We start from the raw sequence: 22530 nt of genomic DNA, 5'->3' as shown, positions 1-22530 counted from the left end.
CAAGATCGATCTTCACGTTCAACGGCTCAGCGACGACCTTCACGCTCCGGGCCGAACTCCTCCGCGAAGACAGATTCGTACTGCTTCATGAAGTCGGCGGCGGCCTCCACGAAGGTGTGTCCGACCTCGCCGGTGTCCTGTCTGACCAGTTCTTCGATGTAGCGGTTCACGCTCATCCCGCGCGCGAGTGCGCGTTCACGTGCGGCCCGTGCGGTGCCCTCGTCCACGCGTACGTTCAACTGGGTCTTGGCCATGCCTCGAAGCTAGCGCGCCTTTGCTAGCACCGGCAAGGGCAGATAACCGGCAAGGGCAGATAACAGTGCCCCTTACATGCACCTCCGGGAGACCGACCTCGGAGGGATACCGCGTCTTCACCGCATCACACTACGCTCTGTGGACCTATGAGAAACGGACGGCCACGACAGGAGGCGGCCTTGTCCACACCGGCTGCAGACACGGCTCCAGACCGCGCGGACGCCGACGGGGTCGCCGCCCGCGCCCGAGCTCTGACCAAGGCGTACGGATCCGGCGAGACGACGGTGCTCGCCCTCGACTCGGTCGACGTCGACATCGCACGCGGACGCTTCACGGCGGTCATGGGCCCCTCCGGCTCCGGAAAGTCGACGCTGATGCACTGCCTGGCGGGGCTCGACACGGTCTCCGCGGGCCAGGTGTGGCTCGGCGACACCGAGATCACCGGCCTCAAGGACCGCGATCTGACGCGGCTGCGCAGGGACCGGATCGGCTTCGTCTTCCAGTCGTTCAACCTCATCCCGACCCTCAACGCAGCCGAGAACATCACGCTGCCGATGGACATCGCGGGCCGCACCCCCGACCGCGCCTGGCTCGACCAGGTCATCGACACCTTGGGGCTGCGCGACCGCCTGGGGCACCGGCCCGCGCAGCTGTCCGGCGGACAGCAGCAGCGCGTGGCATGCGCGCGGGCGCTCGCCTCGCGGCCCGAACTGATCTTCGCGGACGAACCCACGGGCAACCTCGACTCACGCGCGGGCCTGGAGGTACTGGGCTTTCTGCGCGAGGCGGTGGACCAGCTCGGTCAGACCGTCGTGATGGTGACCCACGATCCCGGCGCTGCGGCCCACTCCGATCTGGTGCTGTTCCTCGCGGACGGCCGGATCGTCGACGAGATGCCGGAGCCCACGGCGGAGGCCGTACTGGAACGCCTGCGTCTCTTCTCCGGCGGAGGCGCGCAGCCAGGCGGCCTCGACACCACTCCGTCGCCGGGCCGCCCCGGCGACGAACTCGATCCCCTGCGCAAGGACTGAGGCGGGCATCCGTGCTGAAGGCGACGCTCAGGAGTTTCCTCGCGCACAAGGGGCGGCTGGTGCTCTCGGCGCTGGCCATCGTGCTGTCGGTGGCGTTCGTGTCGGGCAGCCTGATCTTCTCGGACACGGTGTCGCGCACGTTCGACCGGCTCTTCGCGTCCACCGCCGCCGATGTGAAGGTGGGCCCGAAGGAGGACCTAGACGAGGCCGTGCCCTCGGGAAGCACTCCGACCGTGCCGGCGGACCTCGTGGACCGGGTGGCGAAGGTCGACGGAGTCGCCTCGGCCCATGTCGACGCCGAGGTCGAGAACATCACGGTCGTCGACGACAGGAACGAACCCGTGGGCCCGACCACGGGCGCCCCCACCATCGCCACCAACTGGTACGTGACGGAGCGCAGCCCGGTCGAACTGACCTCGGGTCATGCGCCGCGAGGCCCTGGCGAGGCGCTGCTCGACGCGGACACCGCCGACAAGAAGCACGTGCGCATCGGTGACACGCTCACCGTGCTGGCCGCGCCCGGCTCCTTCAAGGTCGAGGTCGTCGGCATCGCCACGTTCACCACCACCAACCCGGGCGCCGCGCTGGTCTTCCTCGACACCCCGACCGCGCAGACCAAGCTGCTGGGCAGCAAGGACGCGGCCACGAGCATCTCCGTGGACGCGGCCCCCGGCGTGAGTGACAAGGAGCTCAAGGCGCGCATCGCGGGCGTGCTGGGATCGGCGTACGAGCTGAAGACCGCGGGCGAGGAGGCCGAGTCCTCCGCGGCCCAGCTGGGCGGATTCCTCGACGTCATCAAGTACGTCATGCTCGGCTTCGCCGGCATCGCCGTGCTCGTGGGTGTCTTCCTGATCGTCAACACCTTCTCGATGCTGATCGCCCAGCGCACGCGCGAGCTGGGGCTGCTGCGTGCGCTGGGCGCCGACCGGCGGCAGGTGCGCCGGTCCGTGCTCACCGAGGCCCTGCTGCTGGGGCTGGTCAGTTCGACAGTGGGCCTGGCCGTCGGCATCGGGCTCGCCTTCGGGCTGATCGCGCTGATGAGTCAGATCGGCATGAACCTGAAGTCCACCGAGATGGTAATCGGCTGGGGCACACCCGTCGCCGCATACGTCGTCGGGGTCGGCGTCACGTTCGTCGCGGCGTACCTTCCGGCCCGCAGGGCCGCGCGGGTGTCGCCGATGGCGGCCCTGGCCGACGCCGAGATCGCCGATGTGGGGCGGCCTCTCAGGCTGCGGGCGGTGCTGGGTTCGGTGTTCGCCGCGGCCGGCGCCGCCGCCCTCGTGGGATGCGCGGCGGCCGGGAAGACCGGGCAGGCCGCACCGCTGCTCGGGCTCGGTGTCGTGCTCACCCTGATCGCCACCGTGATCGCCGGCCCGCTGCTCGTACGTCCGCTGATCCGCGTGCTCGGCGGCGCCTTCCCCGCGCTCTTCGGGCCGGTCGGCCGGATGAGCCAGCGCAACGCGCTGCGCAACCCGCGCCGCACCGGCGCCACGGCGGCGGCGCTGATGGTGGGGCTCGCCCTGGTGGGCGGCATGTCGGTGGCGAGCGCGTCGATGACCAAGTCCTTCGACCAGCAGATCGACAAGACGCTGGGCGCCGACTTCATCGTGCAGAACACCAATTTCACGCCGTTCCCGAAGGAGATCACCGACAAGGTGCGCGCCACCGAGGGGGCGGGCCTGGTCGTGCGCCAGCGTTTCGCGCCGCTCGCGGTGCGGCTGCCGGACGGCAAGCGGGTCGAGTCCACGGCCTCGGGTTACGACGCGCAACTCGACGACGTCGCCCACATCACGTACGCCGAAGGGGACACCGCCGCCGCCCTCGCGCCCGGAAGCATCGCGATGGACGGGGACTTCGCCAAGGAGCACGGCGTGCGCGTCGGCGCCACACTCCCGGTGCGGTTCCCGGCCGGCCGGACGGCCGATCTGACGGTGGCGGCGCTCACCGATCAGAGCGGCTCGGACAGCTTCGGCATGCAGGGCGGGCTCTTCATGGGCCTCGGCACGCTGGAGAAGTACGTCCCCGGCGGTCAGGAGTCCGCGCTCTACGTGAACGCAGCCGCGGGCACGGACCCCGGCACCCTGCGCGCCCGGCTCGACACGGCACTCGACCCGTATCCGCAGGTCCAGGTGCGTGACCAGGCCGACTACAAGGACCTGGTCCACGACCAGATCGCGGTGATGCTCTATCTCGTGTACGCGCTGCTCGGGCTGGCGATCATCATCGCGGTGCTCGGGGTCGTCAACACCCTTGCGCTGTCGGTCGTCGAGCGCACCCGTGAGATCGGGCTGCTGCGCGCCATCGGCCTCGGCCGCCGCCAGCTGCGCCGGATGATCCGGCTGGAGTCGGTGGTGATCGCGGTGTTCGGCGCGGTGCTGGGACTGGGTCTGGGGCTGGTGTGGGGCGTCGCCATTCAGCAGGTGCTGGCGCTCGAGGGCATGACGGCGTTCGCGATCCCCTGGGGCACGGTCGTCGCCGTCGTGGTGGGCTCGGCGGTCGTCGGCATCGTGGCGGCCCTCCTGCCCGCGCTGCGCGCCTCGCGCATGAATGTGCTGGCGGCCATCGCGCACGAGTGATGTACTCGATCGCCCCCCATCGACCAGTACGCCCGATCAGCCCTCAAGTCACCTATGAGTCGTCAAGTGACCTGTGAGTGAGGAGAGTTCATGGCGCGGCCGTTCCGTTTCGGTGTCAACCTGCTCAGTTCCCCCTCCGGGGACGAATGGCGCAAGAAATGCCGCAGGGCCGAAGAGCTCGGATACGACGTGATCCTGATCCCCGACCATCTGGGCCTTCCGGCGCCGTTCCCCGCGCTGGTCGCCGCCGCCGAGGCCACCGAGCGGCCGCGGGTCGGCACGTTCGTGCTGAACGCGGGCTTCTGGAATCCCACCCTGCTGGCCCGGGAGGTGGCCACGACTGACGCCCTGACCGGCGGTCGGCTCGAACTGGGGCTCGGTACCGGCTACGTCCCGGCGGAGCACGACACCGCGAGACTGCCGTTCGGGTCGCCGGGCGAGCGCGTCGACCATCTGCGGCGCACCGTCGAGGAGCTGGACCGACTGCTGAGCTCCGCAGAGTTCCAGCCGCAGCCGGTGCAGAAGCCGCGGGTGCCGATCCTGATCGGCGCCAACGGCGACCGGATGCTGAAGCTCGCCGCCGAACACGCGGACATGGCGGCGTTCACCGGGGCGCGCTCGGTACCGGGCAGCACCGCCGGGACGCTCGCCGCGATCACCGCCGAGGAGCTCGACGACCGCGTGGCGACGTACCGGCGCCTCGCCGCCGGACGGTCCGAGCCCGCCGAGCTGAACCTGCTCCTTCAAGTCGTCGCCGTCACGGAAGACCGGCGAGCCGCAGTGCAGGACGTTCTGCCGCACATGCCTCATCTCACCGAGGAACAGGTGCTCGCTCTGCCGATCGTGACGGTCGGCACCCCGGAGCAGATCACCGCCCAGCTGCGGGCACAGCGCGAGCGGTACGGCTTTACCTACCTGACCGTTCTGGAGCCGAACATGGAGGCGTTCGGGGCGGTGATCGAGCGGTTGCGTGAGGAGTGATCGCGGTCGCCGGTCCGCATGACGGAAATGCTTCGACGCCGGAGCGGGCGCGGTGATGGGATGTCGATCATGAGTGATCTTCATATCCGGGCCGCTGCGCCCGAGGACCTCGACGCGGTGCTGGCCTTCTGGAAGATGGCGGCCGAGGGCACGAGCATCAGCGACGACCGCGACGGAGTCGAGAGGCTCGTCGCCCGCGATCCCGATGCCCTGATCATCGCCGAGCAGGACGGGGCACTGGTGGGCACGGTGATCGCCGGGTTCGACGGCTGGCGATGCCATCTGTACCGGCTGGCCGTGCACCCGGAGAAGCGCCGCCGGGGCGTGGGCTCGGCGCTGCTGGCCGCCGCGGAGGAGCGGTTCGTACGCCTCGGAGGCCGCCGCGGCGACGCGATGGTGCTGCAGCGGAACGAGACGGCGCACCATGCCTGGCGGGCGGCGGGGTACGCACCCGAGGAGCGGTGGCGGCGCTGGGTCAAGCCACTCGCCGGCTGAGGCGGCGCCGCGCGCCCGACGCTCACTGGAGCCTCGTCCGGGCTCGCCCTCAGGAGGCCCGCCCATGAGGATCGCCAAGATCACACGCCCGCCACTTTGCCGATCCTTTACCATGGGTGGAACATTCGCCTCCTCGGAAAGGTGTGAGCGTCCGCCCATGGGCGAGCCTCCCAGTACCACACATCGCGCACTGCCCCCGGCCCTGGCTGACCATGGGACGGAGGTGACCCGATGACCGAAGTGCTCCTGCTCGCCGTGGCCGTGCTGCTCTCCTTGGCCTGCGGCGCGTTCGTCGCAGCGGAGTTCTCGCTCACCACTGTGGAGCGCAGCGAACTCGAACGCGCCGTGGAGCGGGGTGAGCGCGGCGCCGCCGGTGCCCTGAAGGCCGTGCGGAACCTCACCTTCCAGCTGTCCGGCGCCCAGCTCGGCATCACCGTCACCAACCTGGTCGTCGGTATGCTCGCCAAGCCGTCCATCGCCAAGCTGATCACAGGCCCGCTCCAGGCCCTCGGCATCTCCCGGAGCGTCGCCTCCTCCGCGGCCCTGGTCCTCGGCACGGCCCTGTCGACGATCTTCCTGATGGTCGTCGGCGAGCTGGTGCCCAAGAACTGGGCGATCTCCTCGCCGCTCACGGTCGCCAAAGCCGTGGGCAATCCGCAGCGCTGGTTCAGCGCCGCGTTCCGCCCGTTCATCGCGCATCTGAACAACACCGCGAACCACGCGGTGCGCCGCCTCGGCATCGAGCCCGCGGAGGAGCTCGCCTCCGCCCGCGGGCCCCAGGAGCTGGTCGCCCTGGCCCGGCACTCCGCCAAGGAGGGAGCGCTGGAGGCCGACACCGCCGAGCTCTTCGTACGGACGCTCAACCTCGCCGATCTCACCGCGGAGAACGTGATGACGCCGCGCGTGCAGGTCATCGCGCTCGAGGCCCAGGCGACCTGCGAGGACGTCGCCAACGCGACCCGCGCGACCGGCCTGTCCCGCTTCCCGGTCTACCGCGGCAGCCTCGACTCGGTCATCGGAATCGTCCACATCAAGGACGTGCTGGCCGTGGCGGCCGAGAGCCGTGCGCGCACGCACGTCACCGAAGTGATGCGAGAGCCCCTGTTCGTACCCGAGTCGCTGACCGTGGACCGGCTCCTCGACCGGCTCTCGGGCAAGCGCACCATGGCCGTGGTCATCGACGAGTACGGCGGCACGGCCGGCGTCGCCACGCTGGAGGACATCGTCGAGGAGGTCGTCGGCGAGGTCCGCGACGAGCACGACCCGCACGAGACGCCCGACCTGGCCCCCGCCGGGACGGACGAGGACGGTCGCGAGCTGTACTCGGCCGACGGCGCCACCCGTACCGACCAGCTCGAACGCGTCGGGCTGCGGGCGCCCGAGGGCCCGTACGAGACGCTCGCCGGGCTGGTCGCCGCCGAGCTCGGCCGGATCCCGAAGGTCGGCGACCGGGTCGAGGTCGACGGGTGGCGGCTCGACGTGGTCGACGCCTCGGGCCGACGGGCCGCCCGCGTGCTGCTGCACGCGCCGGCGCACACCGATGACACGGAGGAGGGACGATGACCGCCGTCCAGCTGCTGATCGCCCTGGCGACGCTGGTCGTCAACGCCTTCTTCGTGGGCGCCGAGTTCGCGCTGATCTCGGTCCGGCGCAGCCAGATCGAGGAGTACGCGGAGCGGAGTGCGCGCCGTGAACAGCACAGCCTGCGCGCACGCAGCGTGCTGTGGGGACTGGAGCATGTGTCGGCGCTGATGGCGGCCGCGCAGTTCGGCATCACGCTGTGCACCCTGGTGCTGGGTGTGGTCGCGGAGCCCGCGATCGCGCATCTGCTCGAGCCGGTGTTCGACGCGGTCGGCGTTCCCCACGGTCTGATCCACCCGATCTCGTTCGTGATCGCACTGGTCGCCGCGACGTACCTGCACATGCTGCTCGGCGAGATGATCCCGAAGAACGTCGCGCTGGCCGAACCCGTACGCACCGCGCTGCTGCTCGGTCCGCCGCTCGTGACGCTGGCCCGGGCTCTGCGCCCGGTGATCTTCACGGTCAACGCCTTCGCGAACGCCCTGCTGAAGCTGTTGCGCGTGGAGCCCAAGGGCGAGGTGGCGGCGACGTTCTCGGACGACGAGCTCGCCCGGCTGGTCAAGGACTCCGGTGAGGCGGGGCTCATCGACGAGCGTGCCCGGGAACGGCTGCACGACGCCCTTGAGCTGGGGCGCCGCCCCGTACGCGACGTGGTGCTCCCCCTGGAGCGGCTCGTCTATGCGCGCGTGGGCGTCACCCCCGAGCAGCTCGAGCGGCTCGCGGCGGAGTCCGGGTTCTCCCGGTTCCCCGTCGTCGACGCAGGCCGCCGGATCGCCGGCTACCTGCACGTGAAGGACGCCCTCGATGTGACGCCGCGCGATCTGCCCTTCCAGATCAGCGACATGCGGGCCATCGCCCGCGTTCGCGAGACCACGCCGCTGGACGACGTCCTGACCGCGATGCGCGGCAGCCGCACCCACCTCGCGGCGGTCCTCGGCTCCGACGGCCGCCTCGCGGGCCTGGTGACCATGGAGGACGTACTGCGCGAACTGTTCGGCCAGCCGGTCTGACGATCGGGGGCGCGCCTTTACCGTTGTGGGCAATCGTTCCGCTGGGGCGGAACGGGTGGGCACAACACCACGACGTACAGCACCCTCACGTAGTACCTGGGCACAGGTTCGAGCAGGCCGCGCGGAGCGCGATAGCATCGCTCCCGCCATGGAGATCAACACAAAACACACAAGCCTCGTCGCGATAGGCGACAGCTTCACCGAGGGCATGTCGGACCTACTCCCGGACGGCTCGTACCGCGGCTGGGCCGATCTCCTGGCGGCACGGATGGCGGCCCATACGCCCGGCTTCCGCTACGCCAACCTCGCCGTGCGCGGCAAGCTCATCGGCCAGATCGTCGAGGAGCAGGTGGACGCGGCCGCCGCGATGCAGGCGGACGTCGTCACCCTGGTGGGCGGCCTCAACGACACGCTCCGCCCCAAGTGCGACATGGGCCGTGTCCGCGGGCTGCTGGAAGAGGCCGTGGAGCGCCTCGCCCCGAACTGCGAACAGCTCGTGCTGATGCGCAGCCCGGGCCGCACCGGCCCCGTACTGGAGCGGTTCCGCCCCCGCATGGAAGAGCTGTTCGACTGCATCGACACACTCGCGGCGCGACACGGCGCGCTCGTGGTCGACCTGTACGGCGTACCCGCCCTGTCCGATCAGCGGATGTGGGACGTGGACCGGCTGCACCTGACGCCCGAAGGACACCGCCGGGTGGCCGAGGCGGTGTGGCAGACCCTCGGGTACGAGCCCGAGGACGACTGGCGGGCTCCGCTGCCGGCCCCCGTGCCGCCGAACTGGGCGACGCGGCGGATCGCCGACGTGAGGTTCGCCCGGCAGCACCTCCTGCCGTGGATCGGCCGCCGTCTCACGGGCCGCTCCTCCGGCGACGGCCTCCCGCCGAAGCGGCCCGAGCTGCTGCCGTACGAGGGTCCGATCGCCTAGGCCGTCGATGGGCCGGGGCCCGGATCGGGCCCCGCAAAGACGGCCCCGTACGTCTTCGTAGTTTCCGACGAATCGGGGCCGTGCGCTGGCCTGCACGAATCGCCAGTAGAATTCGTCCACGTGACTGCGTCTGCCAAGCCCCGCATCCCGAACGTCCTCGCCGGCCGCTATGCCTCGGCCGAGCTCGCCACTCTGTGGTCCCCCGAGCAGAAGGTGAAGCTGGAGCGTCAGCTCTGGCTCGCCGTGCTGCGTGCGCAGAAGGACCTCGGGATCGAGGTGCCGGACGGCGTGATCGCCGACTACGAGCTGGTCGTCGACCAGGTCGACCTCGGCTCGATCGCGGAGCGTGAGAAGGTCACGCGGCACGACGTCAAGGCGCGGATCGAGGAGTTCAACGCCCTCGCGGGACACGAGCACGTCCACAAGGGCATGACCTCGCGCGACCTGACGGAGAACGTCGAGCAGCTGCAGATCCGGCTCTCCCTTGAGCTCATGCGCGACCGCACGGTCTCCGTCCTCGCGCGGCTCGGCAAGCTCGCCGGCGAGTACGGCGAGCTGGTCATGGCCGGCCGCTCGCACAACGTCGCCGCGCAGGCGACCACCCTCGGCAAGCGCTTCGCGACGGCCGCCGACGAGCTGCTGGTGGCGTACGGCCGCGTCGAGGAGCTGCTGACCCGCTACCCGCTGCGCGGCATCAAGGGCCCGGTGGGCACCGCCCAGGACATGCTCGACCTGCTGGGCGGCGACGCCGGGAAGCTCGCGGACCTGGAGCAGCGCATCGCGCAGCACCTCGGCTTCTCGCAGGCCTTCACCTCGGTCGGCCAGGTCTACCCGCGCTCCCTCGACTACGAGGTCGTCACGGCGCTGGTGCAGCTGGCGGCCGCTCCCTCCTCGCTCGCCAAGACCATCCGGCTGATGGCCGGCCACGAGCTGGTGACCGAGGGCTTCAAGCCGGGCCAGGTCGGCTCGTCGGCGATGCCGCACAAGATGAACACTCGTTCGTGCGAGCGCGTCAACGGCCTCATGGTGATCCTCCGCGGCTACGCCTCGATGACCGGCGAGCTCGCGGGCGACCAGTGGAACGAGGGCGACGTCTCCTGCTCGGTGGTACGCCGGGTCGCCCTGCCGGACGCGTTCTTCGCGCTCGACGGTCTCCTGGAGACGTTCCTGACGGTGCTCGACGAGTTCGGCGCGTTCCCGGCGGTCGTCTCACGTGAGCTGGACCGCTATCTGCCCTTCCTCGCCACGACGAAGGTGCTGATGGGCGCGGTGCGCGCGGGCGTGGGCCGCGAGCTCGCGCACGAGGCCATCAAGGAGAACGCGGTGGCCTCGGCGCTCGCGATGCGTGAGCAGGGCGCCGAGCGCAACGAACTTCTGGACAAGCTCGCCGCGGACGAGCGCATCCCGCTGGACCGGGCGCAGCTCGACGCGCTGATGGCCGACAAGCTGTCCTTCACCGGCGCCGCGGCCGACCAGGTGGCGACTGTGGTCGCGCGGATCGAGGAGATCGTGAAGGAGCGTCCGGAGGCGGCCGGCTACGCGCCGGGCGCGATCCTCTGACGCGGACGACCAAGGGGATGCCGCGGCTCACCGCCGCCGACCTCGAGGCCGCCCGTGACCGCATCGTGCCCGATGTGGTCGCGGACGGCCTCCGCGTCCTCTTCTGCGGCATCAACCCCGGCCTGATGACGGCCGCGACCGGCCATCACTTCGCCCGCCCGGGCAACCGTTTCTGGCCGGTGCTGCATCTGTCGGGGTTCACGCCCCGGCTGCTGATGCCCGCGGAGCAGGACGAGTTGCTCACATACGGCCTCGGCATCACGAACGTGGTGGCCCGCGCCACCGCCCGGGCCGACGAGCTGACCGCGGACGAGTACCGCGAGGGCGGCCGCATCCTGGCCGGCAAGGTGGAACGGCTGCGGCCGCGGTGGCTCGCCGTGGTGGGCGTGACCGCCTATCGCGCGGCGTTCGGTGAGCGCCGGGCCGGGATCGGACCGCAGGAGCGGACGGTCGGCGGCAGCCGGGTGTGGGTGCTGCCCAACCCCAGCGGGCTCAACGCGCACTGGACGGCGGCGACGATGGCCGAGGAGTTCGGCCGGCTGCGCGCCGCCGCCGAGAGCGACGACCGCCACGCTTCCCCGGGAAATCAGGGCTTCCGCGCGACCACCCCGAACTGAGCGACCACCGGCGTCTCCTCGGCAGCGGCGTCCAGGCGCCAGCGAGCGCACGAGACGATGCCCGGCTCCAGGATCTCCAGACCCTCGAGGAAGCTCTCGACCTCAGCCCTGCTGCGGGCGGTGATCGGCGGCGTGGCGTTCTCGTTCCAGAACTTCATCGCCTCCGCGTTGCCCTCGCCGCCCAGCTCCAGGGTGGGGTGGGTGATCGCGAGATAGCTTCCCGAGGGCACAGCGTCCATGAGGCGCCGGACGATGGCGCGGGCCTCGTCGGTGTCCAGGACGAAGTTCAGGATGCCCAGCATCATGACGGCGACGGGCCGGTCGAGATCGAGGGTCGCGGCTGCGGCCCGCAGGATCGCGTCGGGTTCGCGCGCGTCCGCGTCGACGTAGGCGGTGGCTCCCTCGGGCGAGCTGGTGAGCAGCGCGCGGGCGTGCGTCAGCACGATGGGGTCGTTGTCGACGTAGACGATGCGGGCGTCGGGGGCGATGCGCTGGGCCACCTCGTGCGTGTTCTCCACGGTGGGCAGCCCGGTGCCGATGTCGAGGAACTGGCGGACCTCGGCCTCCCCGGCCAGAAGGCCGACCACCCGGCCGAGGAACGCCCGGTCGGCGCGCGCCACCTCGCCGATGCTGGGGTACATCGACGTCACCTGGTCGCCGACCTGCTGGTCCACCGGATAGTGGTCCTTGCCGCTCAGCCAGTAGTTCCACACACGGGCGTTGTGTGCGATGTGACGTGCGATCCGCTCCTCCGGAGCCTGCCCGGTGCTGTCGCTCACGTTTGCTGCTCCTCCGTACGAACCCTGCACGGCTGCTCGTTGCTTCAAGAACCCATGGTGGCACGGGAGTTGCTCCGCGACCGCATACGTCACGGCGGGTCGACCTCGGTCACGGTGGCGAGGAGCTGATAGGGCGACCCCTCGCCCCATGGCGAGCCGCCGAGCACGACCCAGCGCTCGTCGGTGCGCCACAGCTGCGCGTCCTGCACGCGTGCGCTGAGCATGCGCCACGGCTCGGGTATGTCCTCGCCGTCGAGCATGGAGCGGTGCAGGAGGCTGTACAGGCTGACCGGTTCGGGTGGTCCCCAGCGCTCCGTCAGCCGCTCGGACAGTGCGGCGCACTCGGCCTCGTACTGCTCCCGCGCCTCGAGCACCTCGGAGCAGTCGCCGTCCCGGAGTCCGTCGAACACAGCCAACTCGGCTGTGTGGTACCCGGGACCGCAGAAACCACCGTCCCACCTGCCGTGCTCGGCCGGGAACTCCCGGGAGCACAGCAGGAGGACGGTGTCCAGGTGCTGTGCGGTGCTCATGCCGTCCAGTAAACCGGCACGCACTGACAACCGGCTTCCGGGGCCTGCCGGCTCGGTTCGGCCGCCGGTCCGACGTCAGGCGTCCCTCCGGCGTACGGCCCACCAGCCCGCCAGCACCGCGGCCGCCGCCCAGACCGCCGTGACGGCGAGGCCGCTCCACGGGCCGAGGCTGCCCACCGGGTCCTGGTGGAGCACCTGTTGGCCCGCCCGGTCCGGCAGATACTCGGCGACGCCGTTCGCCACGTCACCGACCACGAACGAGACGATCAGGATGAACGGGATGAGAATGCTCAGTACGGCGACGGCGCTGCGCAGCAGGGTGGTCAGCCCGGCGGCGAGGAGTGCCATGAGCGCGAGATAGATGCCGCCCCCGATGCAGGCGCGCAAAGCCCCCGGGTAGCTCAGCCCGATGGTGTACTTCCCCATGAACGCCTGGCCCGTGAGGAACGTCGCAAAGCTGGTCAGGAGGCCGGCGACAAGCGCCGTGGCGGCCACGATCGCCGTCTTGGCGGCGTAGAACAGGCCTCGGTTCGGCACAGCGGACAGCGAGATGCGCAGCGCGCCGTTCAGGAACTCGGACGAGACCGCGGTCGCGCCGAAGCTGATGGCGGCGATCTGGGCGAAGTTCAGCGCGTAGAAGGCGCCGAAGAGGGGCTCTGCGTCCGCGTTGTCCGCCTCCGCCTGGCCCACGGTGGGGTAAACAAGCAAGGTGATGGCGAGGGTGACCGCGAAAATCGCGATGAGCGAGCCGAAACTGGCGCGCACCGACCGGATCTTGATCCATTCCGAGTGGAGAACGGCCGTGGTCGACATGGCGTCAGACCTCCTGAGGAGTCGTCGGGGACACGGCCGTGAACTCCGTGTCGTCAGCGGTGAGGGCGAGATAGGCCTGCTCCAATGAGGCCTGTTCATCGGCGAGTTCCACGACAGGGATGCCTTCGAGGGCGGCAAGCGCTCCGATCTCTGCGGCCTTGGCGCCGTCGACGATCCACCGGCCGTCGTCGCTCTCCGCGACCTCGTATCCCTTGCGTACGAGCGTGGCGCGCAGCCGTACCGGATCAATCGTACGCACCCGCACGCGCGCGTGGCTGTGTGCGTCGAGGAAGTCCTGCATCGGAGTGTCCGCGAGCAGCCTGCCCCGGCCGAGGACGACGAGGTGGTCGGCGAAGGTCGCGGTCTCGTTCATCAGGTGGCTCGAGACGAGCACCGTACGGCCTTCGCGGGCGAGGCGGCGCAGCAACTCGCGGACCCAGATGATGCCTTCGGGGTCGAGGCCGTTGGAGGGCTCGTCCAGCAGGACCACCTGCGGATCGCCGAGGAGGGCGGCGGCGATGCCGAGGCGCTGGCGCATGCCGAGCGAGAAGGTCTTGATGCGGCGGCCGGCCACGGAGGCGAGTCCGGCCTCCTCCAGGACCTCGTCGACGCGGCGAGCGGGGAGTCGGTTGCTGACGGCGAGGGCGCGCAGATGGTTCCGGGCGGTGCGGGAGCCGTGCGCCGCCTGGGCATCGAGCAGTGCGCCCACCCGGCGCAGCGGTTCCTCGATGGCGGCGTAGGGCCGTCCGCCAATGGTGGCCGTGCCGGACGTGGGGCGGTCGAGGCCGAGGGCGAGACGCATGGTGGTGGACTTGCCGGCGCCGTTGGGGCCGAGGAATCCGGTGACCCGGCCCGGTTCGACGGTGAAGGTGAGCCCGTCCACGGCCCGGGTGGTTCCGTACTCCTTGGTCAGGTTGTTGATGTCGATGCTCGTCATGGCATCAACACTCGCGGCCCGGGCGGGGGCCGGGCCTCCCCCACGGGTGGCTTCCTCCTCCCCCGCGCGGGGGAGCCGTCGCGCGAAGTCCCCTGGCACGATGACGGCATGCCCCGCCTGCCCCGCTTCCTGCGACCGCTGACCCGTGCGGTCACCTACACCCGCTGGCTGCACATGCTGGTCGGCGCGTTCATCGCGTTCGTCTGCGGCCTGGTCTATCCGGGGTTCGTCGGTCTGTCGTTGGCGGAGTGGGCGCTGGTTCCCCTCGTTCCCGTCCCACTGCTCGTGGCGGCGGCCATGGTGCCCTCGATGCGGCTGGCCGAGGGGCTGCAGGCCCGGCTGATGCTGTTTCCCGGGCCGCACGCGCGCGTGAAGGACGGCAGCGAGGACCCCGGCATCTCGGCGGCACCGTCCGCCTCGTGGAGCGACCGCGGCAGGACCGCCGTGTGGATGGTGCTCCGGCTGGAGGCCGGCTGTGCCATCGCCTTTGCGACCGGCCAGCTCATGGCGCTCTCGCTGGCGCTCGTCGGGGCGGCTACCGGGTCCAACGACGGCGCGGATCCCCTGATTCCGGTCACCGGACACCACTGGTCCTACGCACTGCTCGTCCCCGTACCCCCGCTGGTCCTGCTGCTGGTGGTGGCCGCGGTCGGGCCCATGATGGCCGCGGCCGCCCGCCGCCTGCTCGGGCCGTCTCCCAAGGAGCGGCTGGCCGCGCTGGAGGAGCGCACTGAGCAGCTCCTCGAACGCAACAGGATCGCCCGGGAGTTGCACGACTCCATCGGGCATGCCCTGACCGTCGCCGTCGTACAGGCGGGAGCCGCGCGCGCCGCCGCCGACCCGGAGTTCACCGGGCGTGCGCTGGACGCCATCGAGGAGACCGGACGGACCGCTCTGGAGGACCTGGAGCGTGTCCTGCTCGTGCTGCGCGAGGCGGAGCAGCCCGTCAGCAGCCGGCCTGGACTCGGCGAAGCTGACCGCCTGTTCGACTCGGCGCGCGCCTCCGGTGCGAAGGTCGACGCCGAGGTCACCGGCCCCCTGGACCAGGTGCCGGGGCCCGTGTCCCGAGAGGGCTACCGGATGCTGCAGGAGGCCCTCACCAATGTGCTGCGGCATGCGGGAGCGGTTCCGGTCCGCATCCGCATCACCGTCGAGCGCACATGTCTTCTGATGGACATGCACAATCCACTGCCCGCCGCATCGGTGCGTACGGTCACGGGCGGTGGCAGCGGGAGCGGGCTGCGCGGGATGCGTGAACGGGCCGCGCTGCTCGGCGGCCACGCCCGCGCCGGACAGCAGGAGGGAGAGTGGCAGGTGCACGTCGAGCTGCCGCTGGGCTGATCTAGGCTGACCACGTGCCGCTCACCGTGCTGCTGGTCGACGACGAACCGCTCGTACGCGCGGGCCTGCGCGCCGTCCTCGAGGCGCAACCGGACATCGAGGTCGTCGGTGAGGCCGCCGACGGGGCCGCCGTCATCCCCCTGGTGCGCCGGCTGCGGCCGGACGTCGTCGCCATGGACGTGCGGATGCCGCTGATGGACGGGATCGAGGCCACGCGCGCGGTGCTGCGCTCCGTGCCGGAGCCGCCGAAGATCCTCGTGGTGACCACGTTCGAGAACGACGAGTACGTGTACGGGGCGCTGCGGGCGGGCGCGGACGGGTTTCTGCTGAAGCGCGCGCGGCCCGCCGAGATCGTGCACGCCGTGCGGCTGGTCGCGGAGGGCGACTCGCTGCTGTTCCCCGCGGCGGTGCGGCGGCTCGCCGCCGAGTACGGCAGGGACAGCGGCAACGCGGCGGCGCGCGCTGCGATGGAGCGCGCCGCGCTGACCGACCGCGAGGCGGACGTGCTCCGCCTGATGGCACGCGGACTGGCCAACGCGGAGATCGCCGAGCGCCTCCTGATCGGCACGGAGACGGTCAAGTCCCATGTCAGCGCCGTACTGGCGAAACTGGGGGCACGGGACCGCACGCAGGCCGTCATCGCGGCGTACGAGTCGGGGTTCGTCTCACCGGGGTGAGCGAGCGGGCGGCCGCCGAAGCGAACTGCCCTGCACGGCACAACCGGGGCAACCCTCCCGTCTCGCCCCTGTTCCATACGGCGGGTACCATCCGCCCCACACGCGCACGAGCTGGGAGGACGGACGTTGGGGCTGCTGACCGGCGGGGATCCCTCTCTGCTGCGGCGGATCAATTCCGCCGTGGTGCTGCATGCGCTGCGCGCCGCGGATCCTGCGACGCTCACCGAGATCACCAGGGTGACCGGGCTGTCCCGGCCGACCGTCGAGGGTGTCGTCGAGGGCCTCGTCGAAGCCGGGCTCGTGGTCGAGACGGCGGCCGAGGAGGGCGCGACCAGGAAGCAGGGGCGGCCCGCCCGCCGGTTCCGGTTCCGGGCAGAGGCCGGTCATCTGCTCGGCCTTGAGATCGGGCCGCACCGGGTGGCCGCCGTCCTCGCCGATCTGGAAGGCCGGATACTCGGCACGGCGTCGAAGGACGTCGACGAGACCGCGCAGGCCGACGAACGGCTCGAGCGGTTGCGTACGGCGGTCGCCGACCTGCTGCGCAAGGCCGGCGTCGCGCGCAGCTCCCTTCGGGCCGTCGGCGTGGGCACGCCCGGCATCGTGGAGGCCGACGGCACCATACGTCTGGGCACGGCCCTGCCCGAGTGGACGGGGCTGCAGCTGGGCGAGCGGCTCCGGCGGTCCTTCAAATGCCCGGTGCTCGTGGAGAACGACGCCAACGCGGCCGCCGTCGCCGAGCACTGGAAGGGCGCGGCGGCCGAGTCCGACGACATCGTGTTCGTGATGGCGGGCCTGAGTCCCGGCGCCGGCTCGCTCATCGGCGGGCGGCTGCACCGCGGGTACGGCGGGGCGGCCGGGGAGATAGGCGCGCTGCACCTGCTGGGCCGTGAGGCCACCCCGGAAGCGCTCCTGTCGACGACGGACGAGCCGCTGCATCCGCTGGACGAGCAGGCGGTCGCGAAGGTGTTCGCGCAGGCCCGCGGTGGCGACGAGCGGGCCCTGGCGGCCGTCGAACGCTTCATCCAGCGACTCGTGCACGATGTCGCGGCGCTGGTGCTGGCGCTCGACCCCGAAGTCCTCGTGGTCGGTGGCTGGGCGGCCGGCCTGGACGGCGTACTGGAACCGCTGCGCCGCGAGCTTTCCCGCTACTGCCTGCGGCCCCCGCGGGTCGCCCTGTCGATACTCGGCGAGGCGGCCGTGGCGACAGGCGCGTTGCGGCTTGCCCTCGACCATGTCGAGGAGCAGCTGTTCGCGGTGGAGGGCACGGTCACGGCGCGCAGGTGAGGCGCAGCCGCCGACCGCGCGAGGTCGTGGTCTGCGGCGGACACAGCCGTGCCCCTTGCGGGTCCGCAAGGGGCACGGCGGGAGCCTGAGGTGTCGCTCTGCTGCTGGTCAGGAGGCGCGGCGCTCCGCATCGTGGTGGATCTCGACGCCGCCGGAGTCACCGAAGGTGAGACGGCAGGTGTCGGCGCGGTACGTGGCCACGGAGACCGCGGCCGTACGGCCCTCGGCGAGGAATCGCGTCGTGACGACGAGCACCGGCGCGCCGGGGAGCCGGTCGAGCACCTTGGCGTCGTCCGCGCGGGCCGAGCCGAGTTCGACGGCGCTGTCCTGGCCTTCGAGCCCGAGGCGCTGCAGCTCGCGCAGGACGGCACGCGCGCGTGCCGGACCGGAGGGCGCCTCGATCGCGGAGAGTTCGGGCACCGAGGAGGCGGGGATGTAGAGCAGTTCGGCGGCGACCGGCTGGCCGTGTGTCATACGCATCCGGCGCACCGTGTGCACCGTGTCGTCAGCGCCGGTCTCCAGGACGCGGGCCACGGCCGCGGGCGGCACCGACTGGGTGCAGTCCGCCGCCTTCCAGGCGTCGCCGACGGCGCCCGGCCACACGTGCTCGGCGGCCCCCACGGCCACGCCCATACGCGGCGGCGCGACGGTGGTACCGACCCCACGGCGGCGCTGCAGGCGTCCTTCGAGCTCGAGCTGCTCGAGTGCCTGCCGGAGCGTGGCCCGGGCCACTCCGAAGCGGGCGGCCAGATCGCGCTCGTTGGGGAGGATCTCGCCGACCGAGAACTCGGCGTCGAGTGCCTCACTGAGCACGGTCTTGAGGTGCCAGTACTTCGGCTCCGGCACCGTTTCCAGCTGAGTGGTCCCCACCCTGTCCTCCGCAATCGCCGTGTCCCCGGCGGCGTTTCAGCGCCTTGTTTATTAAAGGTTCCTGCACTATCCCTGCGACCATAAGGCCGGCCCCACCCTTGGTCAAGACCAATCCTCGATCCGGTGCAGCGGGGGCACGCCGGCTCCACGCGAGTGTTCACGGACTGTTCGTGATCGGCACGCGCGCGTGACGACGGGGCGCGGGCGGGTCATTGGCGCTCGCCAGGGGGGTGCCGGCGACCAGGCAGCACGTGGCGGGCGCCCCGCACGACGGCCCCGGAAGAGGCCTGTGAGGCGTGGTGGACCGATCAGTACGAGTCGATGGCGGGCTGATCAGTACGAGTTGGCGATGGACCGATCAGCGCGAGCCGAGAGATACCAGTTTGTCCGGGTTGCGTACCAAATAGATGCGCTGGATCCGCCCGTCGGCGACCTCCAGCTGGAAGACCGTGTCGGGCTTGCCGCCCGAGAGGACGAGCGCCGCCAGGCCGCCGTTGAGCTCCAGGAGGCGGACCTCCAGCGCCGGGACCCCCTCGCGGCCCACCGCGACGAGGAAGCGGCCCACCTTGTCGGCCGACTCGATGACGCGCAGCGGCGCCTTGGACTTGCCTCCGCTGTCGCTGACCAGCTGCACATCGGGGGCCAGCAGGGACATCAGCCCCTCGATGTCGCCACCCGCCGCCGCGGCCAGGAACCTCTCGGTCACGTCGCGCCGCTCGGCGGGGTCCACCGCAAAGCGCGACCTGCGCGCGTCGACGTGCTTGCGCGCCCGCGCCGCCAACTGGCGCACCGCGGGCTCGCTGCGGTCGAGCGTGGCGGCGATCTCGGCGAACGGGAATCCGAAGGCCTCCCGCAGCACGAACACCGCTCGCTCCAGGGGCGACAGCGACTCCAGGACGACCAGGACGGCGAACGAGACGGAATCGGCGAGTACGGCCTGTTCCTCGGTGTCGGAAACGGTGCGGCCGAAGTCCGTGACCAGCGGCTCGGGCAGCCAGGGCCCTACGTAGGTCTCGCGCCGCGACTGCACCTGGCGGAGCCGGTCGAGGGCCAGGCGCGTGGTGATCCGCACCAGATAGCCGCGCGGCTCCCGCACGTCCGCCCGGTCGCCGGACGACCAGCGCAGCCATGCCTCCTGGACGACGTCCTCCGCGTCGGCCACGCGGCCGAGCATGCGGTAGGCGACTCCCATCAGCACGGGCCGGTGTTCTTCGAAGGCATCTGTCGCGGTGTCGGTGGCCACACCCCCATCCCAGCGGAGCGGTTCGGTCCTTGTCCAGGGGAAATCGGGCTCCGCGACCGGACGGACGGACGACGGGCCGGGAACGCCTTCTGTTCTGTGACCCCGGCCACGAATCCTCGCACTGAGGACTACCCGCCAGTAGCCTTTGCTGACAAGCTGTCTACACACCCGATCCTTCGAGTGGTGCCGACGGGCCAACTGAGCCTGGGCTCACGCGATCCGGGTGCGTCACCAGACGAGGAGTCAGCAGCATGGCCGAAACGGTCTCCTTCCCGGTCGAATCCCCGCACGGCCCCCGGACGGTGTCCCTCGCCTACACGCGGGTGGGTGCGGGCGAACCGCTCCTCCTCCTGCACGGCATCGGCCACCACCGCCAGGCGTGGGACCCGGTGATCGACATCCTGGCGACCGAGCGCGACGTCATCGCGGTCGACCTGCCCGGCTTCGGCGAGTCCCCCGCGCTGCCCGACGGCCTGACCTACGACCTCGCCACCGTCGTTCCCGCACTCGGCTCGCTCTGTGCGGCGCTGGAGATCGAGCGCCCGCATGTCGCGGGGAACTCGCTGGGCGGGCTCCTCGCCCTCGAACTGGGCCGCGAGAAGCTCGTACGGTCCGTCACGGCCCTGGCCCCCGCCGGGTTCTGGACCGAGGCCGAGCGCCGGTACGCCTTCAGCACGCTGCACGCGATGCGGCAGGGGGCGCGGCTGCTGCCGGTGCCGCTGATCGAGCGGCTCTCACGCACGGCGGCCGGGCGTGCCGCGCTGACCAGCACCATCTACGCGCACCCGGGCCGCCGTTCGGCCGAGGCCGTGGTCGCCGAGACACTGGCGCTGCGCAATGCGACCGGGTTCGCCCAGACGCTCACCGCGGGCCGGCAGGTGATCTTCAAGGACGACGTTCCGGGGCTCCCGGTCACTGTCGCCTGGGGCACGCGCGACCGCCTGCTGCTGCACCGCCAGGGGGTCCGCGCCAAGCGCGTCATCCCCGGTGCGCGGCTGGTGCGGCTGCCCGGGTGCGGACACGTCCCGATGAACGACGACCCGGCGCTCGTCGCCCGGGTCGTCCTCGACACCAGCAGCTGAACCCTTCGGGTTCGGCGTCGAACTCCCCCAGCCGACCCGGGGAGTGTCCCCGGACGGGCTGGGTTTCCCAGCCCGTCCGGCGTTTACGCAGTGGCGCGCGCCGATCGCCGCGCGCCGTGTTCCGCCGTGTCCACGGCCGGTTGTTCACTTGGGGTTTGCGTGTGCGCTGCGGCGCACGAGTAGTTGTGGCATCGCACCTTGGTCAGAACCGTCACTGGAGGCCATCCATGTCCCACAACCCGTACCCCGGCCGGCGCTCCGTGCTGCGCGGCTCCCTCGCCGCGTCCGCCGCGCTGGCCCTGCCCGGCGCGGGCGCACTGGCGGCCGCGGCCCCCGCCCAGGCGCTGTCGGGCCGGCCGAGTGCCGCCTGGGGAGTTCAGGCGGGCGATGTGACCAGCTCCTCGGGTCTGGTGTGGGTGCGCTCCGATCAGCCGGCCCGGATGATCGTGGAGACCGCCGCCACCGAGTCCTTCCGCAACCCGCGCAGATGGCAGGGCCCGCTCCTCGGCCCGGACACGGACTTCACGGGTACGACTCCGCTGCGCGGCCTGCCGCCCGGCGAGCAGATCCACTACCGCGTGACGCTGGCGGACCCCGAGGACTACCGCCGCACCAGCGAGCCGGTCACCGGCACCTTCCGCACGGTTCCCGCCGGGCGCCGACGCGGGGTGAAGTTCCTGTGGTCCGGCGACCTGGCGGGTCAGGGCTGGGGCATCAACCCCGACTTCGGCGGCTACACGATCTACGATGCGATGGCGAAGCTCGACCCGGACTTCTTCCTCTGCAGCGGCGACAACATCTACGCCGACGGGCCGATCTCGGCGACCCAGGCCCTGCCCGACGGCAGCACCTGGCGGAACATCACCACCGAGGAGAAGTCCAAGGTCGCCGAGACCCTCGCCGAGTACCGCGGCAACTTCCGCTACAACCTGCTGGACGAGAACCTCAAGCGGTTCAACGCCCAGGTGCCGTCGATCATCCAGTGGGACGACCACGAGGTGCGCAACAACTGGTACCCGGGCGAGGTGATCGCCTCCACCGACACCCGCTACACCGAGAAGAGCATCGACGTGCTCGCCGCCCGGGCCCGCCGCGCCTTCAGCGAGTACTTCCCGATCTCGACGCTGCAGCCGGGCGACACAGACGGCCGGGTGTACCGGGTCATGCGGCACGGTCCCCTGCTGGACGTGTTCGTCCTCGACATGCGCACGTACCGCAACGCCAACTCGCCCGACAACCAGACCGTCGATCCGCAGGGCATCCTGGGCGCCGAGCAGCTGGAGTGGCTGAAGCGGGACCTGTCACGGTCGCGCGCGGTGTGGAAGGTGATCGCCGCGGACATGCCGCTCGGCCTGGTCGTACCGGACCCGATGGAGAGCAAGCCCAACTTCGAGGCCGTGGCGCAGGGCGACCCCGGCGCGCCGCTCGGGCGGGAGCTGCAGATCGCGGAGCTGCTGCGGTTCATCAAGCACAGCAGGATCACGGGCACGCTGTGGCTGACGGCCGACGTGCACCACACCTCGGCCCAGCACTACCAGCCCTCGCGGGCCGCGTTCACCGACTTCGAGCCGTTCTGGGAGTTCGTCTCGGGCCCGCTGAACGCCGGGGCCTTCCCCGCGAGCGCCCTCGACAACACCTTCGGTCCCGAGCGGGTGTTCGTGAAGGCGCCGACCGCGTCCAACGTCTCGCCCGCCGGCGGCTACCAGTTCTTCGGCGAGGTCGACATCGACGGCGACAGTGGCGAGCTGACGGTGCGGCTCCGCGAACAGGACGGCACCGTGCTGTTCACGCAGGTGCTGCAGCCGGGGCGGGTGGGCCAGTAGCCGGTCGGCGGCGACGAGGTTCGCGATCGTCTGAACCGGCATGTGCGGCGGGACGTCCGCTCAGGGCGCCCGCCGCCACTGCTCCATCCGGCTGACAGGTCCCGCGTCCCCGCTGAC

General features: G+C 71.2%; 21 protein-coding genes. 14 read left to right on the top strand and 7 right to left on the bottom strand.

What is annotated here, in order from left to right:
- Positions 1-26: 26 nt before the first annotated feature.
- On the bottom strand, positions 27-254 hold the full coding sequence (locus ACWD4J_RS26540) for a hypothetical protein (RefSeq protein ID WP_033324966.1): 228 nt from the start codon (positions 252-254) through the stop codon (positions 27-29).
- Positions 255-434: 180 nt separating this feature from the next.
- Here ACWD4J_RS26540 and ACWD4J_RS26535 point away from each other — a divergent pair, with 180 nt between their 5' ends.
- The 9 genes from ACWD4J_RS26535 (at position 435) to mug (ending at position 11034) form a co-directional block, all read left to right on the top strand.
- Positions 435-1286 (top strand): ABC transporter ATP-binding protein, encoded by an 852-nt coding sequence (locus ACWD4J_RS26535; protein ID WP_451397924.1) that lies wholly within the window; start codon positions 435-437, stop codon positions 1284-1286.
- 11 nt (positions 1287-1297) lie between these two features.
- Positions 1298-3862, top strand: coding sequence for an ABC transporter permease (locus tag ACWD4J_RS26530; protein WP_451397923.1), 2565 nt, complete (start codon positions 1298-1300; stop codon positions 3860-3862).
- A gap of 90 nt (positions 3863-3952) precedes the next feature.
- Positions 3953-4843 (top strand): LLM class F420-dependent oxidoreductase, encoded by an 891-nt coding sequence (locus tag ACWD4J_RS26525; RefSeq protein WP_451397922.1) that lies wholly within the window; start codon positions 3953-3955, stop codon positions 4841-4843.
- Between the two features lie 69 nt (positions 4844-4912).
- Entirely contained in the window at positions 4913-5338 is a 426-nt protein-coding gene (locus ACWD4J_RS26520) for a GNAT family N-acetyltransferase (protein ID WP_451397921.1), read from the top strand.
- A 231-nt stretch (positions 5339-5569) separates the two neighbouring features.
- Positions 5570-6901: a hemolysin family protein gene (locus tag ACWD4J_RS26515; RefSeq protein WP_451397920.1), complete on the top strand. Its 1332-nt coding sequence runs from the start codon at positions 5570-5572 to the stop codon at positions 6899-6901.
- Positions 6898-7929 (top strand): hemolysin family protein, encoded by a 1032-nt coding sequence (locus ACWD4J_RS26510; protein WP_451397919.1) that lies wholly within the window; start codon positions 6898-6900, stop codon positions 7927-7929. The genes ACWD4J_RS26515 and ACWD4J_RS26510 overlap by 4 nt, the downstream gene beginning before the upstream one ends.
- A 148-nt stretch (positions 7930-8077) precedes the next feature.
- Complete coding sequence (locus tag ACWD4J_RS26505; RefSeq protein WP_451397918.1) at positions 8078-8857, top strand: SGNH/GDSL hydrolase family protein; 780 nt, start codon at positions 8078-8080, stop codon at positions 8855-8857.
- Between the two features lie 120 nt (positions 8858-8977).
- Positions 8978-10417, top strand: coding sequence for an adenylosuccinate lyase (gene purB / locus ACWD4J_RS26500; protein WP_451397917.1), 1440 nt, complete (start codon positions 8978-8980; stop codon positions 10415-10417).
- Positions 10418-10434: 17 nt separating this feature from the next.
- Entirely contained in the window at positions 10435-11034 is a 600-nt protein-coding gene (gene mug / locus ACWD4J_RS26495; RefSeq protein ID WP_451397916.1) for a G/U mismatch-specific DNA glycosylase, read from the top strand.
- On the opposite strand, the gene ACWD4J_RS26490 is transcribed toward mug, so the two are convergent.
- The 4 genes from ACWD4J_RS26490 to ACWD4J_RS26475 all read right to left on the bottom strand — a co-directional run bounded on the left by ACWD4J_RS26490 (position 11004) and on the right by ACWD4J_RS26475 (position 14093).
- Entirely contained in the window at positions 11004-11813 is an 810-nt protein-coding gene (locus ACWD4J_RS26490; protein WP_451397915.1) for an SAM-dependent methyltransferase, read from the bottom strand. The two genes, mug and ACWD4J_RS26490, sit on opposite strands and share 31 nt — an antisense overlap.
- Positions 11814-11902: 89 nt before the next feature.
- The gene (locus tag ACWD4J_RS26485; protein ID WP_451397914.1) at positions 11903-12343 is read right to left on the bottom strand and encodes a hypothetical protein; all 441 of its coding nucleotides are present in this window, start codon (positions 12341-12343) and stop codon (positions 11903-11905) included.
- A gap of 75 nt (positions 12344-12418) precedes the next feature.
- A complete protein-coding gene (locus ACWD4J_RS26480; protein ID WP_451397913.1) occupies positions 12419-13156 on the bottom strand; it encodes an ABC transporter permease in 738 nt (245 codons plus the stop codon).
- A 4-nt stretch (positions 13157-13160) separates the two neighbouring features.
- A complete protein-coding gene (locus ACWD4J_RS26475; protein ID WP_451397912.1) occupies positions 13161-14093 on the bottom strand; it encodes an ABC transporter ATP-binding protein in 933 nt (310 codons plus the stop codon).
- 117 nt (positions 14094-14210) lie between these two features.
- On the opposite strand from ACWD4J_RS26475, the gene ACWD4J_RS26470 reads away from it, so the two are divergent.
- The 3 genes from ACWD4J_RS26470 (at position 14211) to ACWD4J_RS26460 (ending at position 17395) form a co-directional block, all read left to right on the top strand.
- Positions 14211-15434: a sensor histidine kinase gene (locus ACWD4J_RS26470; RefSeq protein ID WP_451397965.1), complete on the top strand. Its 1224-nt coding sequence runs from the start codon at positions 14211-14213 to the stop codon at positions 15432-15434.
- 14 nt (positions 15435-15448) lie between these two features.
- A complete protein-coding gene (locus ACWD4J_RS26465; protein WP_451397911.1) occupies positions 15449-16111 on the top strand; it encodes a response regulator in 663 nt (220 codons plus the stop codon).
- Between the two features lie 126 nt (positions 16112-16237).
- Positions 16238-17395 carry an ROK family transcriptional regulator gene (locus tag ACWD4J_RS26460; RefSeq protein WP_451397910.1) on the top strand — a complete coding sequence of 386 codons (1158 nt, stop codon included), beginning with the start codon at positions 16238-16240 and terminating at the stop codon, positions 17393-17395.
- 108 nt (positions 17396-17503) lie between these two features.
- On the opposite strand, the gene ACWD4J_RS26455 is transcribed toward ACWD4J_RS26460, so the two are convergent.
- Together ACWD4J_RS26455 and sigJ are read right to left on the bottom strand one after the other, a co-directional pair.
- Positions 17504-18265 carry a GntR family transcriptional regulator gene (locus ACWD4J_RS26455; RefSeq protein ID WP_451397909.1) on the bottom strand — a complete coding sequence of 254 codons (762 nt, stop codon included), beginning with the start codon at positions 18263-18265 and terminating at the stop codon, positions 17504-17506.
- 358 nt (positions 18266-18623) lie between these two features.
- Entirely contained in the window at positions 18624-19508 is an 885-nt protein-coding gene (sigJ, locus tag ACWD4J_RS26450) for an RNA polymerase sigma factor SigJ (RefSeq protein ID WP_451397908.1), read from the bottom strand.
- Positions 19509-19759: 251 nt separating this feature from the next.
- On the opposite strand from sigJ, the gene ACWD4J_RS26445 reads away from it, so the two are divergent.
- Together ACWD4J_RS26445 and ACWD4J_RS26440 are read left to right on the top strand one after the other, a co-directional pair.
- The gene (locus ACWD4J_RS26445) at positions 19760-20590 is read left to right on the top strand and encodes an alpha/beta fold hydrolase (protein WP_451397907.1); all 831 of its coding nucleotides are present in this window, start codon (positions 19760-19762) and stop codon (positions 20588-20590) included.
- Between the two features lie 227 nt (positions 20591-20817).
- Positions 20818-22413 (top strand): alkaline phosphatase D family protein, encoded by a 1596-nt coding sequence (locus tag ACWD4J_RS26440; RefSeq protein ID WP_451397906.1) that lies wholly within the window; start codon positions 20818-20820, stop codon positions 22411-22413.
- Positions 22414-22530: the final 117 nt, after the last annotated feature.

It is taken from the genome of Streptomyces sp. NPDC002577 (assembly GCF_053594815.1).
Note: the sequence above shows the minus strand (reverse complement) of the source record. Positions and strands in the feature narration are given on the sequence as shown.

Excerpts from the sequence above, each read along its gene's own strand:
- ACWD4J_RS26540 (WP_033324966.1), bottom strand. The coding sequence starts at position 254 with ATGGCCAAGACCCAGTTGAACGTACGCGTGGACGAGGGCACCGCACGG.
- ACWD4J_RS26525 (WP_451397922.1), top strand. The coding sequence starts at position 3,953 with ATGGCGCGGCCGTTCCGTTTCGGTGTCAACCTGCTCAGTTCCCCCTCC.
- ACWD4J_RS26520 (WP_451397921.1), top strand. The coding sequence starts at position 4,913 with ATGAGTGATCTTCATATCCGGGCCGCTGCGCCCGAGGACCTCGACGCG.
- ACWD4J_RS26515 (WP_451397920.1), top strand. The coding sequence starts at position 5,570 with ATGACCGAAGTGCTCCTGCTCGCCGTGGCCGTGCTGCTCTCCTTGGCC.
- ACWD4J_RS26510 (WP_451397919.1), top strand. The coding sequence starts at position 6,898 with ATGACCGCCGTCCAGCTGCTGATCGCCCTGGCGACGCTGGTCGTCAAC.
- ACWD4J_RS26505 (WP_451397918.1), top strand. The coding sequence starts at position 8,078 with ATGGAGATCAACACAAAACACACAAGCCTCGTCGCGATAGGCGACAGC.
- mug (WP_451397916.1), top strand. The coding sequence starts at position 10,435 with ATGCCGCGGCTCACCGCCGCCGACCTCGAGGCCGCCCGTGACCGCATC.
- ACWD4J_RS26485 (WP_451397914.1), bottom strand. The coding sequence starts at position 12,343 with ATGAGCACCGCACAGCACCTGGACACCGTCCTCCTGCTGTGCTCCCGG.
- ACWD4J_RS26480 (WP_451397913.1), bottom strand. The coding sequence starts at position 13,156 with ATGTCGACCACGGCCGTTCTCCACTCGGAATGGATCAAGATCCGGTCG.
- ACWD4J_RS26475 (WP_451397912.1), bottom strand. The coding sequence starts at position 14,093 with ATGACGAGCATCGACATCAACAACCTGACCAAGGAGTACGGAACCACC.
- ACWD4J_RS26445 (WP_451397907.1), top strand. The coding sequence starts at position 19,760 with ATGGCCGAAACGGTCTCCTTCCCGGTCGAATCCCCGCACGGCCCCCGG.
- ACWD4J_RS26440 (WP_451397906.1), top strand. The coding sequence starts at position 20,818 with ATGTCCCACAACCCGTACCCCGGCCGGCGCTCCGTGCTGCGCGGCTCC.